Annotated in this window: 16 protein-coding genes; 11 read left to right on the forward strand and 5 right to left on the reverse strand. The window is 69.8% G+C overall.

The features are described 5' to 3' along the window. The first annotated feature begins 81 nt into the window (after positions 1–81). Positions 82–801 carry a pseudouridine synthase gene (locus HEP75_RS07690; protein ID WP_179565957.1) on the forward strand — a complete coding sequence of 240 codons (720 nt, stop codon included), beginning with the start codon at positions 82–84 and terminating at the stop codon, positions 799–801. Between the two features lie 83 nt (positions 802–884). Continuing rightward, positions 885–1,952: a sensor domain-containing diguanylate cyclase gene (locus tag HEP75_RS07695; RefSeq protein ID WP_185815883.1), complete on the forward strand. Its 1,068-nt coding sequence runs from the start codon at positions 885–887 to the stop codon at positions 1,950–1,952. A gap of 18 nt (positions 1,953–1,970) precedes the next feature. Here the strand turns inward: HEP75_RS07695 and HEP75_RS07700 are convergent, their stop codons facing one another. The 3 genes from HEP75_RS07700 to HEP75_RS07710 all read right to left on the reverse strand — a co-directional run bounded on the left by HEP75_RS07700 (position 1,971) and on the right by HEP75_RS07710 (position 5,000). Further along, positions 1,971–2,918: a DMT family transporter gene (locus tag HEP75_RS07700; protein ID WP_185815884.1), complete on the reverse strand. Its 948-nt coding sequence runs from the start codon at positions 2,916–2,918 to the stop codon at positions 1,971–1,973. Between the two features lie 81 nt (positions 2,919–2,999). Beyond that, positions 3,000–3,965 (reverse strand): 2-keto-3-deoxygluconate transporter, encoded by a 966-nt coding sequence (kdgT, locus tag HEP75_RS07705; RefSeq protein ID WP_185826029.1) that lies wholly within the window; start codon positions 3,963–3,965, stop codon positions 3,000–3,002. 204 nt (positions 3,966–4,169) lie between these two features. Further along, positions 4,170–5,000, reverse strand: coding sequence for a DUF72 domain-containing protein (locus tag HEP75_RS07710; RefSeq protein WP_185826030.1), 831 nt, complete (start codon positions 4,998–5,000; stop codon positions 4,170–4,172). A gap of 135 nt (positions 5,001–5,135) precedes the next feature. Between HEP75_RS07710 and rraA the strand changes: the two genes are divergently transcribed. Continuing rightward, entirely contained in the window at positions 5,136–5,618 is a 483-nt protein-coding gene (gene rraA, locus HEP75_RS07715; RefSeq protein WP_185815887.1) for a ribonuclease E activity regulator RraA, read from the forward strand. A 109-nt stretch (positions 5,619–5,727) separates the two neighbouring features. On the opposite strand, the gene HEP75_RS07720 is transcribed toward rraA, so the two are convergent. After that, on the reverse strand, positions 5,728–6,129 hold the full coding sequence (locus HEP75_RS07720) for a YciI family protein (RefSeq protein ID WP_185816541.1): 402 nt from the start codon (positions 6,127–6,129) through the stop codon (positions 5,728–5,730). A gap of 177 nt (positions 6,130–6,306) precedes the next feature. Between HEP75_RS07720 and HEP75_RS07725 the strand changes: the two genes are divergently transcribed. The 6 genes from HEP75_RS07725 to HEP75_RS07750 all read left to right on the forward strand — a co-directional run bounded on the left by HEP75_RS07725 (position 6,307) and on the right by HEP75_RS07750 (position 11,185). After that, a complete protein-coding gene (locus HEP75_RS07725; RefSeq protein WP_185826031.1) occupies positions 6,307–6,723 on the forward strand; it encodes a YciI family protein in 417 nt (138 codons plus the stop codon). A 34-nt stretch (positions 6,724–6,757) separates the two neighbouring features. Further along, the gene (locus tag HEP75_RS07730) at positions 6,758–7,180 is read left to right on the forward strand and encodes a VOC family protein (protein ID WP_185826032.1); all 423 of its coding nucleotides are present in this window, start codon (positions 6,758–6,760) and stop codon (positions 7,178–7,180) included. A 42-nt stretch (positions 7,181–7,222) separates the two neighbouring features. Then, positions 7,223–7,630, forward strand: a complete 408-nt coding sequence (locus HEP75_RS07735; RefSeq protein ID WP_185826033.1) for a VOC family protein — start codon at positions 7,223–7,225, stop codon at positions 7,628–7,630. 55 nt (positions 7,631–7,685) lie between these two features. Further along, positions 7,686–8,939, forward strand: a complete 1,254-nt coding sequence (locus tag HEP75_RS07740; RefSeq protein ID WP_255424028.1) for a sigma-70 family RNA polymerase sigma factor — start codon at positions 7,686–7,688, stop codon at positions 8,937–8,939. Between the two features lie 231 nt (positions 8,940–9,170). Next, complete coding sequence (locus tag HEP75_RS07745; protein ID WP_185826034.1) at positions 9,171–10,778, forward strand: serine hydrolase; 1,608 nt, start codon at positions 9,171–9,173, stop codon at positions 10,776–10,778. Between the two features lie 8 nt (positions 10,779–10,786). Then, the gene (locus HEP75_RS07750) at positions 10,787–11,185 is read left to right on the forward strand and encodes a VOC family protein (RefSeq protein WP_255424029.1); all 399 of its coding nucleotides are present in this window, start codon (positions 10,787–10,789) and stop codon (positions 11,183–11,185) included. Positions 11,186–11,793: 608 nt separating this feature from the next. Here HEP75_RS07750 and HEP75_RS07755 read toward each other — a convergent pair. After that, on the reverse strand, positions 11,794–12,216 hold the full coding sequence (locus HEP75_RS07755) for a rhodanese-like domain-containing protein (RefSeq protein ID WP_185826035.1): 423 nt from the start codon (positions 12,214–12,216) through the stop codon (positions 11,794–11,796). A 112-nt stretch (positions 12,217–12,328) separates the two neighbouring features. Between HEP75_RS07755 and HEP75_RS07760 the strand changes: the two genes are divergently transcribed. Continuing rightward, a complete protein-coding gene (locus HEP75_RS07760; protein ID WP_255424030.1) occupies positions 12,329–13,270 on the forward strand; it encodes a helix-turn-helix domain-containing protein in 942 nt (313 codons plus the stop codon). Between the two features lie 100 nt (positions 13,271–13,370). Further along, complete coding sequence (locus HEP75_RS07765; protein ID WP_185826037.1) at positions 13,371–15,200, forward strand: ABC transporter ATP-binding protein; 1,830 nt, start codon at positions 13,371–13,373, stop codon at positions 15,198–15,200. Positions 15,201–15,359: the final 159 nt, after the last annotated feature.

Raw genomic sequence — 15,359 nt, forward strand, 5'->3', positions numbered from 1 at the left:
CCCTGACTTCCTCGCTGCCGCCGCAGATGGCGGTAGCCCGCTTTTGCGAATCCCCAATCCCGACTCCCGAATCCCCGCTCAATGTCCATCCGCCTCAACAAGCACATCGCCGAAACCGGCTACTGTTCGCGCCGCGAGGCCGACCGGCTGATCGCCGCGCGCCGCGTGACCGTCAACGGCCGGCCCGGCGGGGTCGGTGCGGTGGTGGGCGAGGGCGACGAGGTGCAGGTCGACGGCCAGCCGCTGCGCGCGCGCGCCAAGCAGAAATCCGGCCGCCGCCACGTCTACATCGCGCTGAACAAGCCGGTCGGGGTGACCTGCACCACCGAGAGCGAGGTCAAGGGCAACATCGTCGATTTCGTCGGCCACGAGCAGCGCATCTTCCCGATCGGGCGCCTGGACAAGGAGTCCGAGGGCCTGATCCTGATGACCAGCAACGGCGACATCGTCAACGAGATCCTGCGTGCCGAGAACCGCCACCAGAAGGAATACCTGGTGGCGGTGAACAAGCCGGTCAGCGACGAATTCCTGCGCGGCATGGCGCGCGGGGTGCGCGTGCACAACGAGACCACGCTGCCGTGCCGCACCGCGCGGATCGCCAAGTTCGGCTTCCGCATCGTGCTCGAGCAGGGCCTGAACCGGCAGATCCGGTTGATGGCCGCCGCGTTCGACTACCGCGTCACCCAACTGCGCCGCGTGCGCATCGACAACATCAAGCTCGGCGCGCTGAAGCCGGGCCAGTGGCGCAACCTCACCGAGCAGGAACTGCGCGGCCTGCTGCCGCAGCGCCAGGACTGGTAATCCCGGGCCGCATGGCCTTCACTGGCATCGGCGGCGATTTTGGCCATACTCGCCAGGCAATCCGCCGCCGGCCGCCCGTTCCCGTGATCAAGCCACGCAAGCCCGACAACGAAGCCGACCGCCTGCGCGCGCTGCATGCGCTGCAGATCCTGGATACCGAGCCGGAAGCGTCCTACGACGACCTGGTCGGCATCGCCGCCAGCCTGTGCGACACGCCGTCGGCGCTGATCTCGCTGGTCGACGACGAGCGCCAGTGGCTGAAATCGCAGCGCAACGTCACCCTGCTCAGCGCCACCCGCGACGACTCGTTCTGCGGCCACACCATCCTGACCCCGCAACAGGTGATGGTGGTCAACGACGCCGCGGTGGATCCGCGCTTCGCGTTCAATCCGTTGGTCACCGAGGTCGGGGTGCGCTTCTACGCGGGCTCGCCGCTGGTGAACAGCGACGGGCTGGCGGTGGGCGCGCTGTGCGTGCTCGACCGCCGCCCGCGCACGCTCGAGCCGGAGCAGGTGGTGGCGCTGCAGGCGCTGTCGCGGCAGGTGATGCAGCTGATCGAGCTGCGCCGCACCAGCCATGCGCTGGCGCTGCAGTTGCACGCGCGCGACGGCTACGAGCAGCAGCTGGCGCAGTATCAGTCCACGCTGGAAACGCTTAACGCCGAACTGCTCCAACAGTCGCGCACCGATCCGTTGACCGGGCTGCTCAACCGGCGCGCGTTCGCCACCGCGCTGTTGGTCAACGCGGAGGCGGCGCGGTTCAGTCCCGCGCCGCTCAGCGTGGCCTTGCTGGACCTGGACTACTTCAAGCACATCAACGACCTGCATGGCCACGACAAGGGCGACGCGGTGCTGCTGGCGCTGGCGGACATGCTGCGCGCGCGGGCGCCGGCAGGCAGCCTGGTGGCGCGTTATGGCGGCGAAGAGTTCGCGGTGCTGATGCCGGGCCTGGATGCGGCCGAGGCCATGCACGAATGCGAGACCTTGCGCCAGGAGACCAGCCTGCTGCAGACCGGGGTGCCGTTGACCGCCAGTTTCGGCGTCGCCACCTATCAGCCGGACGAGAGCGCCGAGCAGTTGCTCAAGCGCGCCGACCAGGCCCTGTACCGGGCCAAGCGCGCCGGCCGCGATTGCGTCTCGCTGGCGGAGTGAACCGCGCCGGCGGCGGCTTCACTCCAGCGCGTTCTTCGCTTCGGAGGTCGCCAGCAGTTCCGGGTGCCGCACTGGCTTGCCGCGGGTCAGCAGCGGATGCAGGAACACCGCGCCCAGGATCACCGCCACGCCCAGGTAGAACAGCGCGGTGAGTTCCTTCTGCTCGTCCAGCAGCAGGATCGCGAACACGATCGCGTAGACCGGCTCCAGGTTGGTCACCAGTTGTACCGCGTAGGCGCTGAGCCGACGCAGTGCGACCAGCGCCAGGGCGAACGGCAACAGCGTGCACAGTAGCGCCAGGGCGAGCAGCAGCAGGGTGTCGTGCAGGCTCGGCAGCACCAGCAACGGGCCGCTCAGCGCCGGCAGCACGAACGGCAGCAGCGGCGCCAGCAGCGTGAGGGTCAGGGTGCCGGCGCCCAGTTCCAGCGCGGTCACGGTCAGCGGGTCGGCATGATCGACCAGGCGCTTGTTGAGCGAGCCGAACGCGGCGACGAACAGCGCCGAGACCGCACCGACCACGACGCCGGCGCGCATCCCGTCGGGCACGCCGCCGACCACCAGCGCCACCCCCGGCAGCACCGCCAGGCCGAACACCAATTCGCTGGGACGGAACGGGCGCTTGGCCACCCACGGTTCGATCACCGCGGTGAACACCGGCGCCAGCGCGATGCAGGTCGCCGCCACCGAGGCGTTGGCCAGCTTGATCGCACCGTAGAAGGTCAACCAGTGCAGGCCGACCAGCGCGCCGACCACGGCGTAGCCGAGCGCCAGCTTCGGGGTCAGCGCGGCCAGCCCGCGCCACACCCGCGGCAGCAGCGCCAGCGCCGCCACCACCATCAGCATCCGCCACCACACCAGCGGCAGCGCCGGCAGGGTGATCAGCTTGCCGAGGATCGCGGTGATCCCCCACAGCAGCACGCAGAAGTGGATTTGCAGTTGGGCTTTGGTCGTGGGGTGTAGGGGCATGGCGCCTATTGTCGCGTAAACCGGCGGCGCGGCGGACGGCGTTGTCGCGGCAGATCCTGCAATCGCCTCGCCGGTGCCGCGTCAGTTGCCGGGCGGCGCGCGCTTGGCCTGCGCACGCGCGTGCAGCGCGGTCAGCAGCGGCACCAGCAGTGAGGTCACGATCACCGAGGTCGCCACCAGCGCGGTGGCGGCCGGGGCCGCCGCACGGAACTGCGGCGCCATCGCCGCGATCAGCGCCGGCGTCGCCACCGCGGCGCCGGCGGTGCTGGAGGCGGCGATGCCGGCGCTGCCGCTGCCGCCGCCGAGTAGCCGATCGGCGAGCAGCAACGGGATCCCGGTGACGACGACGACCAGCACCCCGAGCAGCACGCCGGGCACGCCGGCGCTGGCGATCACGTGCAGATCCAATGTATTGCCCAGCGCGAAGGCGAAGAACGGGATCAGCGCGGGCACCGCCGCGGCGAACAACGCGCGCAGCTGCGGATCCAGGTTGCCGAGCGCGAACCCCACCAGCAGCGGCAACACCGCGCCAAGGAACAGGCGCGGCTCGAACACCGCGATGCCGGCGCTGCCGAGGATCAGCATGGTCATCAACGGGCCCGATTCCAGCGACATCAGCACCACCGCACCGGCTTCGCCGGGCTTGCCGTACTGCTGCATGAGCGAGGCGAACAGCCCGCCGTTGGTCATGTCCATCGCCGCGACCAGGGCCAGCACCGAGACCCCTTGCCAGCAGCCCTGCGCGATTCCCGCCGGCGGCAGCACCCGCGCCGCGAGCACCGCCACCAGCCAGGCCACGCCGAGCTTGGTCAGCAGCAGTACGCCCGACTGGCGCAGGATGCGGCCGCTGGCGCGCAGCTGGATCGAGGCGCCCATGCACAGGAACCACACCGCCAGGATCGGCACCACGCCGCCGATCAGGCCCTGGCTGAACGAGCCGAGGAAGGCGCCGGCCTGCGGCCATGCGCTATGGCACGCGGCGCCGAGCAGCAGCGGCACCAGCATCATGCCGCCTGGAATGCGTTCGAGCGTGTGCTTGATCTGCATCGGGATTGGAATGTCCACTCGGGAAAAAGGCGCATCCGGCGCCGGCCTGCGCCGGTGTCGTTCTGCGCTCCCGCTTGTACTGCAACTGCATTGCGCGAAGAGTGTCGCGGCGCAGTGCCGTCTGTGCTGGGTTCAGTCGCGCGTCGCAGCCGCACCGTGCGCTCGGTCGCCTGTGCCGGTGGTCGCTCGCGCCGCTGCCGTTGCTCAGCGCTTGCCGAGTTCGGCCAGCAGTGCCATCGCCGCGGCCGGATTGCGTTCCTTGGCCGCGCTGATGAAATAGACGAACACTTCGCGCGGCTTGGCCTCGGCGGTCGGCGCGTCGGCATGCGGCAGCGCGTCCGGATCTTCGCCGCGGCGCCAGGCCTGCGCCTGCGCCGCCCAGGCGCGCAATTCCTTGGGCGGATAGCCGTGCGCCAGCTCGGCGCGGCTGCGCATCAGCCGCGCGTAGACGAAGTCGGCGCTGAGATCGGCGAAGGAGGGGAAGTCGGGCGAATCGGTGAACACCGTGGCTACGCCGTGGCGGCGCACCAGCTCCAGCAGGCGTGGGCCGACGCAGGCCGGGTCGCGCACTTCCAGCACATGCCGCAGGCGGCGGCCATCGGCCTGCTGCGGCAGCAGTTCAAGGAACGCGGCCAGTTCGTCGAGGTCGAGCGTGCGGCCGTGCTCGAACTGCCAGACCAGCGGGCCGAGCTTGTCGCCGAGCGTGGCGATGCCGCCGATGAAGTCCTCGATCTGCGCGCCGGCCGCGGCCAGCTTGCGCATGCCGGTGATGCGCTTGGGCGCCTTGGCCGAGAACAGGAAATCGGCCGGTGCCTCGTCGCGCCAGCGCGCATAGGTATCCGGCTTCTGCGTGCCGTAGTAGGTGCCGTTGATCTCGATGCTGGTGACGTGGCGGCTGGCGTATTCCAGCTCGCGGCGCTGCACCAGTCCCTGCGGGTAGAACATGCCGCCGCGCCACGGCGCATAGGTCCAGCCGCCGATGCCGACGCGGATGCCGTCCGGCGCGGCCGGGGCGGAGTCGAAGAGATCGTTCATGGCAGTGCACGCCGGCGCGGACAGGGAGGCGAATTGTGCCGCAGGCCGCGCCTGCGTCGCGTGCATGGCCGCTGCGGCTGCCGCCGCGTTGGCGTCGCGCTACCATCCAGGCGCCGCCTACTGCCCGGACCGACCATGACCTGGACCACGCCCGATCTGTGCGACGACCATCCCGAGGTGCAGGTCGCCGAACCGCTGTTCCGCAGCTACGGCGGCCACGCCGCGTTCTGCGGGCAGATCGTCACCGTGCGCTGCTTCGAGGACAACTCGCGGGTGCGCGAACTGGCGGCCACGCCCGGTGCCGGCCGCGTCATCGTTGTCGATGGGCAGGGCTCGCTGCGCTGCGCGTTGCTCGGCGACCAGATCGCCGAGAACGCGGTACGCAACGGGTGGGCCGGGCTGTTGATCCACGGCGGCGTACGCGACGTGGAGGCGCTGGCGGCGCTGCCGCTGGGCGTGCAGGCGCTGGCCGCATGCCCGCGCAAGACCGAAAAACGCGGCCTCGGCGAGGTCGGTGTGCCGCTGCAGTTCGCCGGTGTGGCGTTCGTGCCCGGGCACTGGCTGTACGCCGATCGCAACGGCGTGCTGGTCGCCGCGCAGGCGCTGCGCGTGGCGTGAGCGTGTCTGCTCGGCAGGGCTAAGCACTGCCGAGCGGCTGCGTCACGCGCGCGGCACCCGCGCCGCTGCGGTACTCCCCGGCAGCCCGCGCCTGGCGGACGCGGCGCGGCTATGCAACGGAGATCCGGCTCGCGGCGGTCGCGCCGACCCGCGCGCGTTCGGCGTCCATGTCGGCCAGCGGCCGCACCTCGATGCTGCCGAAGCGCGACCACGGGAAGTGCTTGGCGATGCGTACCGCCTCGTCGTGGTCGCGCGCATTGATCAGGTTGAAGCCGGCGAGCAGTTCGCGGGTCTCGGCGAACGGGCCGTCGGTGATGCGTAGCTGGCCCTGGCGCGAGCGCAGGGTGCGGGCGCTGGCCACCGGCTGCAGTTGCTGCGCCAGCACCAGGGTGCCGTCGGCCTGCAGCGCATCGGCGTGCTGCAGGCAATCGCGCATCAGGCTGTCGTATTCCTCCGCGGGCAGGGCCTGCAGCAAGGACTCGTCGATGTAGATCAGCAGCAGGAATTGCATGGTGCGAGCGGCCAGCGGCGACAGGAGGCCCATGATCGCTCAGCGCGGCGCGGCCGCGTGTTGCGGCGCCGCATCCGATCGCCTCGAAATTTTTTGCGCAGGCCTGTCGATTTCCGTCTTCCCCGGGCGTCGTACCCAATGCACGGCCCGCCAGCGGCCGCACCCAGGGAGAACGCGATGAAAGTGATGGTATTGGTCAAGGCCACTGCCGACTCCGAGACCGGGCGCTTGCCCAGCGAAGACGAGTGGCGGGCGATGGGCGCCTACAACGACCAGTTGGCCGAGGCCGGGATCCTGCTCGCCGCCGAAGGCCTGCAGCCCAGTTCGCGCGGCCGCCGCGTGCGTTTCGAGCCGCAGCGGCGGCAGGCGCTCGACGGTCCCTTCGCCGCCACGGGCGACTTGGTAGCCGGGTTCTGGCTATGGCAGGTGCGCTCGCTGGACGAGGCCACCGAGTGGCTCAAGCGCGCCCCGTTCGAGGCCGGCACCGAGGTCGAACTGCGCCCGCTGCTGGACCTGCAGGAACTGGGCGACACCCTCCCTCCCGATCTGCTGCAGGCCCGACAGCGCCGCCTGCGCGCGTGCAATCCCGACTGAGCCACCACGACCACCACCGCAAGGAGAAACCCCGATGAAACTGATTCCGTTCCTGAGCTTCGACGGCAGCACCCACGAGGCGATGGCGTTCTACGCGCAGGCCCTGGGCGGCAGTGTCGTGTCGGAAATGACCTATCGCGACATGCCGCCCAGCGACAGCATGGACGGCTGCGGCGAGATGCCGCCGGACACGCTGGACCAGGTCGCGCACAGCCAGCTCGAAGCCGGTGGCGCGGTGCTGATGGCCGCCGACAGCCACGCCGCACAGGGCGCCGGCACCACCACCATCAACGTCGAGGTGGATTCGGTGGAGGAGGCCGAACGGGTGTTCGCCGCGCTGAGCGCCGGCGGTCAGGTCGGCATGCCGCTGGCCGAGACGTTCTGGGCGCGGCGCTGGGGCATGCTGGTCGATCGTTACGGCAAGCCGTGGATGGTCAACTGCATGAAACAGCCGTGATTCCCGCGCCTTCCTGCCTCCCTTCGTCCGAGAAACGCCGCCATGTCCGATGCGCCGCAGATGATCTTCGTCAACCTCCCGGTCCGCGATCTGGAGGCCTCCAAGGCCTTCTTCGCGGCGCTGGGCTACGCCTTCAATCCGACCTTCACCGACCAGAACGCGGCCTGCATGATCGTCAGCGACAGCATCTTCGTGATGCTGCTGACCGAGCCGTTCTTCGCCGGTTTCACCAGCAAGCCGATCAGCGATGCGCGTGTGCGCACCGAGGTCATCACCGCGTTGTCGGCCACCAGCCGCGCCGCGGTCGACGCGCTGCTGGAGAAAGCGCTGGCGGCCGGCGCGCGCGAGCCGCAACCGCCGCGCGACTACGGTTTCATGTACCAGCGCGGCTTCGAGGATCCCGATGGCCATCTGTGGGAGATCGCGCACATGAGCGGCACGCCGGGCTGAGCGCGGTTGCCGCCGCGGCTTGTGCCACGGCGCATCCGGTGCTCTGATTCCGCGCATGGAGACCACGTTCGCGCAACGCCTGGAGACGGTCTGGCGCATGGAGGCGCCGGGCCTGATCGCGCGCCTGTCGCGGCTGCTCGGCGGCGACGTCGGCCGTGCCGAGGAATTGGTCCAGGACACCTGGCTGGCCGCGCTGGAGCGCTGGCCCGCGCAGGGCATTCCCGACAACCCCGGAGCGTGGCTGATGACCACCGCGCGCAATCGCGCCATCGACGTGCTGCGCCAGCACCAGCGCATCGCCGGCCAGCACGCGCAGTGGGGCGAGGCGCTGCAGCCGCAGGCGTTGCCCGCGCCGGACGACAGCGACGCGCTGCAGGACGACATCGGCGACGACCTGCTGCGGCTGATGTTCGTGGCCTGCCATCCGCTGCTGCCGGCCGACGCGCGGGTGGCGCTGACCCTGCGCCTGCTCGGCGGCTTGACCACCGAGGAGATCGCGCGCGCGTTCCTGCTGCCGGAGCCGACCATCGCCCAGCGCATCGTCCGCGCCAAGCGCACCCTGGCGCAGAAGCAGGTGCCGTTCGAAGTGCCGCGGCAGGCGGCGCTGCCGCAGCGCCTGGCCTCGGTGCTGGAGGTTATCTATCTGGTGTTCAACGAAGGCTACGCGGCCAGCGCCGGCGACGACTGGATGCGTCCGGCGCTGTGCGAGGAGGCGCTGCGGCTGGGCCGGGTGCTGGCGCATCGGTTGCCGGCGTGGCCGCAGGTGCATGGGTTGCTGGCGCTGATGGAATTGCAGGCCTCGCGCAGCGCCGCGCGGGTACGCGCCGACGGCAGCCCGGTGCTGTTGCCCGAGCAGGACCGGGCGCGCTGGGACTGGCTGCAGATCGCGCGCGGCCAGGACGCGCTGCGGCGCGCGCAGGCGCTGGGTGGCGATGACGACGCCTACGTGTTGCAGGCGGCCATCGCCGAATGCCATGCCTGCGCGCGGCGTGCCGAGGACACCGATTGGGCGCGGCTGGCGGCGCTGTACGCGCGGCTGGCGCAGCTGCATCCCTCGCCGGTGGTGGAACTCAACCGCGCGGTCGCGGTGGCGCGCGCCGAGGGCGCGGCTGCGGCCTGGGCCTTGCTGCAACCCTTGCGCGAGGATCCGCGGCTGCGCGACTACGCGCCGCTGGCCGCGGCCTGCGGCGATGTGCTGCAGCGTCTGGGCCGCACCGACGAGGCGCGCGCGGCCTTCGCGCAGGCCGCCGCGCTCACCGCCAACGCGCGCGAGCGGCAGGCGCTGCTGGCGCGCGCGGCGGCGCTCTAGCGCGGCACTGCCGCGCATGCCGCCAGCTGTCCTACACTCGGTGCTGCGCTGGCGCGGGGTGGGGCGGTGCATGCGGCAGCGCTGCGGTGCTGACGATGTCTCGCCTCGCTGCCGGATCGCGCTGCGGTTTGACGGCCGGCGTGTTGGCCGATGCCGCATGCGCCGCGCATGTATGCCGCGGTAAGGCGCCGGCTTGGTTCTTTTTCGGTATTTCTGCGAGGAGCGATGGATTTGAAGACGATGTCGATGGGCTGCGGACTGTTGTTGGCGATGACCGCCACCGCGCAGGCGCAGGCGCCCGCCCCAGTGGACGCCGCACTGCCGCCGGCGCTGCAGGACCTGGACGCGCGGGTCGAGCGCGTGCGCAAGCAGTTCGACGTGCCCGGCATCGCCATCGCCATCGTCAAGGACGGGCAGGTGGTGCTGGAGCGCGGCTACGGCGTGCGCGAACTCGGCAAGCCCGAGCCGGTGGACGCGCAGACCCTGTTCGCGATCGCCTCCAACACCAAGGCGTTCACCGCCGCGTCGCTGTCGATCCTGGCCGACGAGGGCAAGCTGAAACTCGACGACCGGGTCATCGAGCACCTGCCGTGGTTCCAGATGGCCGATCCCTACGTGACCCGCGAGATGCGCGTGCGCGACCTGCTCAGCCACCGCAGCGGACTGAGCCTGGGCGCCGGCGACCTGCTGTTCTGGCCGGCGACCAGCTACAGCAACGAGGAAGTGGTGCGGCGCCTGGCGCAGGTGCCGCTGAAGGGCGGCTTCCGCGACCGCTATGCCTACGACAACATCCTCTACGCGGTGGCGCAGAAAGTGATCGAGCAGGTTTCCGGGCAGTCCTACGCCGAGTTCGTGCGCCAGCGCATCTTCGTGCCGGTGGGCATGAGCGGCGCGCGCATCAACAGCGATTACCTGCAACCCGGCGACCGCGCGGCGGTCGGCCATGCCAAGGCCGATTTCCGCGACCTGCGCCCGGTGCCGCCGCTGACCTGGTCGAACAATTCCGGCGCCGGCGGCATCTACGCCAGCGTGCACGACATGGCCAAGTGGATGCAGGTGCAGCTCGACGGCGGTCGCCTGCCGTCGGCCGATGGCCAGGAGCGGCGCCTGTTCAGCGCGCAGCGGCAGCAGGAGATGTGGCAGGTGATCACCCCGATCAGCATCGCCGAGCCGAGCGTGCCGCAACTGCTGCCGGCCAAGCCGAACTTCGCCGGCTACGGCGAGGGCTGGAGCCTGAGCGATTACCGCGGGCACAAGCTGGTCTGGCACACCGGCGGCTGGCCGGGCATGGTGTCGCGGCTGACCCTGCTGCCGGAACAGAAACTGGGCGTGATCGTGCTGACCAACCAGGAAGTGGGTGCGGCGTTCAACGCGCTGACCCTGCAGGTGCTCGACGCCTACCTGGGCGCGCCGGCGACCGACTGGACCGCCGCCTACGCCGCCGCGGTGGCCAAGGCCGATGCGAAGGCCGACGAGGACTGGAGCAAGCACCAGGCTGCGCGCGATGCCAAATCCAAACCGTCGCTGCCGCTGGCCGGTTACGCCGGCAGCTATCGCGATCCGTGGTACGGCGAGGTGGCGATCGTGCAGCGCGGCAAGCAGTTGGAACTGCGCTTCAGCAAGACCGCGCAGCTGGTCGGCACGCTGGAACACTGGCAGCACGACACCTTCATCGTGCGCTGGCGCGACCGCTCGCTCAATGCCGATGCCTTCGTCAACTTCGCGCTGACCCCGGACGGCAAGGTGCGCGAGGTGCGCATGGAAGCGATCTCGCCGCTGACCGATTTCAGCTTCGATTTCCAGGATCTGCTGCTGACCCCGGTGGCCGCCGCATCGTGAGCGCGGCCATGCCGATGCTTTCGCACGTGCATCTGGGGGTGAACGACTTCCCGGCCGCGTTCGCGTTTTACGCGCCGCTGCTGCAGGCGCTAGGGTTGCAGCTGAAATTCCGCGACGACGCGCGCGGCTGGGCCGGCTGGACCGCGGCGGACGCGCCACGGCCGCTGCTGCTGATCGGCCGTGCCTTCGACGGCCAGCCGGCGACCCCGGGCAACGGCCAGATGCTCGCGTTACAGGCGGCGAGCCGGGCGCAGGTGGATCGCTGCCATGCGCTGGCGTTGGAGCAGGGCGCGCGCTGCGAAGGTGCGCCCGGGCTGCGCACGCACTACCACCCGGACTATTACGGCGCTTACTTCCGCGACCTGGACGGCAACAAGCTGTGCGTGTGCTGCCATGGCGCGGAATGAGCGCAGTGGTTGCCGCGATGCTGTCGGCCACTGTCCCGGTTTAGTACGCCACGCAGGAAACAAGCCCCGATCGCAAGGGCATCTGTAGGAGCGGCTTCAGCCGCGACATGGAAGCCGGAAGGCCCCGGCTTCGGCAGCAGTCGGGACTGAAGTCCCTCCCACAAGGATCCTGCTCGGCCGCGCGGATGTCCTTCGACACACGCTGCTTTTGTAGGAGCGGCTTCAGCCGCGACCCCGAAGCCGGAAGGCACCCGCCTTCGGCAACAGTCGGGACTGAAGTCCCTCCCACAAGGATCCTGCTCGGCCTCGCGGATGCCCTTCGACATACGCTGTTTTTTGTAGGAGCGGCTTCAGCCGCGACATGGAAGCCGGAAAGCATCCGGCTTTGGCAACAGTCGGGACTGAAGTCCCTCCTACAAAGATCCTGATGGGCCGTGCGGATGGCCTTCGACGCACGCAGTTTTTTGTGGGAGCGACTTCATTCGCGACATCCAAGCCGGAAAGTATCCGTCTTCGGCAGCAGTCGGGACTGAAGTCCCTACAAAAAGCCATATCGCGGCAGCGCCGTTCCCACGGTTACTCGCGCAGCGGCAAGCAGCCGCGACCGATCATCCGATGTCGGCACCGGCACCGCTATCACCGCGCACCAGCGCAAAACCCTCGTCCAGCCAACCGGTGACGCCGCCGATCATCAGCTTCACCGGGCGCTGCAGCGCCGCCAGGCGCAGCGCCGCCTTGTCGGCGCCGTTGCAATGCGGGCCGGCGCAATACACCACGAACAGGGTGTCGGCCGGATAGGCGGACAGCTTGCCCTGCACGAGCTTGGCGTGCGGCAGGTTGATCGCGCCGGGCAGGTGGCCTTGCGCATACAGCGCCGGGGAACGGACGTCGAGCAGGACGAAGCCGGCATCGGCGCCGGACAGCGCGGCGTGCACGTCCCAGCAATCGGTTTCCAGCGAGCGCTTGGCGGCGAAATGGCGCAGCGCGTCGGCGCTGGAAGCGGCAGGTGTCTGTAGCACGGGATTCTGCATAGGGGTGCCCTCGGCATGGGAATGGCCAGTGTGCCGCCGGCGCCGCGACGACTACACTGGCAGGATGGACGAACACCGGTCATTTCCTGCCAAGGCGAAAGCGCCACCCTACGTGGTCGCACTGGCCTATCCGAACCTGTGCCTGTTCGAGTTCGGCATCGCCGCCGAGCTGTTCGGGCTGCAGCGGCCGGAACTGGACATGCCGTGGTACCGCTTCGGCGTGGCGATGACCGCGCGCAAGGTGCACAGCGGTATCGGCGGGCTGCGGGTCGCCGCCGACGGCGGACTGGAACTGCTGCGCAAGGCGCATACGATCGTGGTGCCGGGCTGGAGCGGGCCGGCGGTGTTACCCGGCGCCGCCCTGAAGGCGGCCCTGTGCGCCGCGCATGCCCGCGGCGCGCGGATGCTGTCGATCTGCTCGGGCGCGTTCCTGCTCGGCCATTGCGGGCTGCTCGACGGGCGCAGGGCGACCACGCATTGGCGTTACGCGCAGCAGTTCCGGGACTGCTTTCCCGCCAGCACCCTGGTCTGCGATGCGCTGTACGTGGAAGACGGCCGCATCGTGACCTCGGCCGGCAGCGCCGCCGGCATCGATGCCGGCCTGCATCTGATCCGCAGCGACTTCGGCACCGCCGTGGCCAACCGCGTGGCGCAGCGCCTGGTGATGCTGCCGCACCGCGAGGGCGGGCAACGCCAGTTCGTCGCCAGTCCGGTCGCCGCGCCGCGCCGCCATCCGTTCGACGGCGTGTTCGACTGGGCGCGCCAGCAACTGCACACCGGCATCGGCGCCGCGGACCTGGCCCGGGCGGCGGCGATGAGCGAGCGCAATTTCTACCGACGGTTCAAGGCGGCGATCGGCACCACCCCGGCGCATTGGCTGCAGCAGGAGCGGGTGCGCGCGGCGAAGGCCCTGCTGGAGGACGGGCGGCTGGATCTGGAGCGGGTGGCCGCGGCCTGCGGCTTCGAGACGCTGGAGGCGTTCCGCGCCGCGTTCCGGCGCCATGTGGGCGTGGCGCCTTCGGTGTATCGCAGCGGCTTCGGGCGGTTCGCCTGAGGCCTGGACGCCTGCGCGATCCGCGCCGCCCGGCGCGAACGCACACGGCGAGGACACCGGCATCGGCTACGCTGCGCGTCTTGCAAGAGGATGGTCCGCAATGTTCCGCTGGTTCGAGTCGCTGATTCCCGTATTCCCCGAGATCGATCCGCGCACGCCGCCGCGCGGCGTGTGGCGCTTCTACGCGTTCTACCTGCGTCCGGTATGGCCGGTGTTCGCCGCCACGCTGGTGGCCGGGCTGCTGCTGGCGCTGGTCGAAGTGGCGATGTTCGATTTCCTCGCCCGCATCGTCGATCTGGTCGCGGAGGCGCCGGGGCCGGATTTCTTCGCGCGCCACCGCGACGAACTGCTGTGGATGGCCGCCATCACCCTGGTCGCGCGGCCGCTGCTGACCGGGCTGCACAACCTGCTGGTCAACCAGGCGATCATGCCCGGGCTGAGCAACCGCACGCGCTGGCTGATGCACAACTACGTGGTGCGGCAGAGCCTGAATTTCTTCCAGAACGATTTCGCCGGACGCATCGCCAACCGGGTCATGCAGACCGGCACTTCGCTGCGCGAATCGGCGGTGCAGATGGTCGATGCGCTGTGGTACATCCTGGTCTACACCGGCACCGCGCTGTACCTGTTCGCGCAGGCCGACGTGCGGCTGATGGTGCCGTTGCTGGCCTGGCTGGTCGCGTACACGGCGCTGATGGCGTACTTCGTGCCGCGCATGCAGCAGCGCGCGTGGATCGCCTCGGAGGCGCGTTCCAAGGCGATGGGCCGCATCGTCGATGGCTACACCAATATCGCCACGCTGAAGCTGTTCGCGCATGCCAAGCGCGAGGAGGCCTATGTGCGCGAGTCGATCCAGGAGCTGGCGGTCAAGCACCGCGTGCAGACCCGGATGACCACCGCCATGGATTTCTCAATCGCGGCGTTGAACGGCTTCCTGATCGTCGGCACCTGCGCATTGGCGATGTGGCTGTGGAGCCAGGGCCGGATCAGCGTCGGCGCGATCACCCTGGCCACCGGGCTGGTGATCCGCATCCACAACATGTCCGGCTGGATCATGTGGGTGGTCAACGGCATCTTCGAGGACATCGGCACCGTGCAGGACGGCATGGAGAGCGTGGCCCAGCCGATCCAGGTGCAGGACCGCGCCGATGCGCAGGCGCTGCAGGTCAGCCGCGGCGAAGTGCGTTTCGAGCACATCCATTTCCACTACGGCAAGCGCGGCGGGGTCATCGCCGGGCTCGACCTGCAGGTGCGCCCGGGCGAGAAGATCGGCCTGGTGGGGCCGTCGGGCGCCGGCAAATCGACCCTGGTCAATGTGCTGCTGCGGCTGTACGACCTGGAGAGCGGACGCATCCTGATCGATGGTCAGGACATCGCCACGGTGACCCAGGAAAGCCTGCGCGGGCAGATCGGCCTGGTGACCCAGGACACCTCGCTGTTGCACCGCTCGATCCGCGACAACCTGCTGTACGGCCGTCCCGACGCCAGCGAGGCGCAACTGCTGGCGGCGGTGCGCAAGGCGCGCGCCGACGGCTTCATCGACGCGCTGCGCGACGGCGAAGGCCGCAGCGGCTACGAGGCGCATGTCGGCGAACGCGGGGTCAAGCTGTCCGGCGGCCAGCGCCAGCGCATCGCCATCGCCCGCGTGCTGCTGAAGGACGCGCCGATCCTGGTGCTGGACGAAGCCACCTCGGCGCTGGACTCGGAAGTGGAGGCGGCGATCCAGGACAGCCTGGACGAACTGATGGCGGGCAAGACGGTGATCGCGATCGCGCACCGGCTGTCGACCATCGCGCGCATGGACCGGCTGGTGGTCATGGACCAGGGCGCGATCGTCGAGACCGGCACCCACGCCGAACTGGTCGCACGCGGCGGCCTGTACGCCCGACTGTGGGCGCGGCAGACCGGCGGATTCGTCGGAGCGCGCTAGCGCATTCGCGCTAACGCCCCACAGTTTGCTACGCAAACCGTGGGCCCCGGCTCACCATCTTCCAGATCCCCCGCGCCTGTCGGCGCGCCCCCCTTGACTCAAGGGGGGCTTTTCTCCAGTTGGGTCGCGTGAGGTCATCGAGCGCGGTGGACCGCTTCT

Origin of the sequence: Xanthomonas sp. SI, from assembly GCF_014236855.1 — a bacterium.
Lineage (GTDB): Bacteria > Pseudomonadota > Gammaproteobacteria > Xanthomonadales > Xanthomonadaceae > Xanthomonas_A.

Coding starts and splice junctions, on each gene's coding strand:
- kdgT (WP_185826029.1), bottom strand. CDS start 3,965: ATGCAGATCAAGCACACGCTCGAACGCATTCCAGGCGGCATGATGCTG.
- HEP75_RS07725 (WP_185826031.1), top strand. CDS start 6,307: ATGAAAGTGATGGTATTGGTCAAGGCCACTGCCGACTCCGAGACCGGG.
- HEP75_RS07735 (WP_185826033.1), top strand. CDS start 7,223: ATGTCCGATGCGCCGCAGATGATCTTCGTCAACCTCCCGGTCCGCGAT.
- HEP75_RS07750 (WP_255424029.1), top strand. CDS start 10,787: ATGCCGATGCTTTCGCACGTGCATCTGGGGGTGAACGACTTCCCGGCC.
- HEP75_RS07730 (WP_185826032.1), top strand. CDS start 6,758: ATGAAACTGATTCCGTTCCTGAGCTTCGACGGCAGCACCCACGAGGCG.
- rraA (WP_185815887.1), top strand. CDS start 5,136: ATGACCTGGACCACGCCCGATCTGTGCGACGACCATCCCGAGGTGCAG.
- HEP75_RS07700 (WP_185815884.1), bottom strand. CDS start 2,918: ATGCCCCTACACCCCACGACCAAAGCCCAACTGCAAATCCACTTCTGC.
- HEP75_RS07755 (WP_185826035.1), bottom strand. CDS start 12,216: ATGCAGAATCCCGTGCTACAGACACCTGCCGCTTCCAGCGCCGACGCG.
- HEP75_RS07710 (WP_185826030.1), bottom strand. CDS start 5,000: ATGAACGATCTCTTCGACTCCGCCCCGGCCGCGCCGGACGGCATCCGC.
- HEP75_RS07740 (WP_255424028.1), top strand. CDS start 7,686: ATGGAGACCACGTTCGCGCAACGCCTGGAGACGGTCTGGCGCATGGAG.
- HEP75_RS07690 (WP_179565957.1), top strand. CDS start 82: ATGTCCATCCGCCTCAACAAGCACATCGCCGAAACCGGCTACTGTTCG.
- HEP75_RS07765 (WP_185826037.1), top strand. CDS start 13,371: ATGTTCCGCTGGTTCGAGTCGCTGATTCCCGTATTCCCCGAGATCGAT.
- HEP75_RS07720 (WP_185816541.1), bottom strand. CDS start 6,129: ATGCAATTCCTGCTGCTGATCTACATCGACGAGTCCTTGCTGCAGGCC.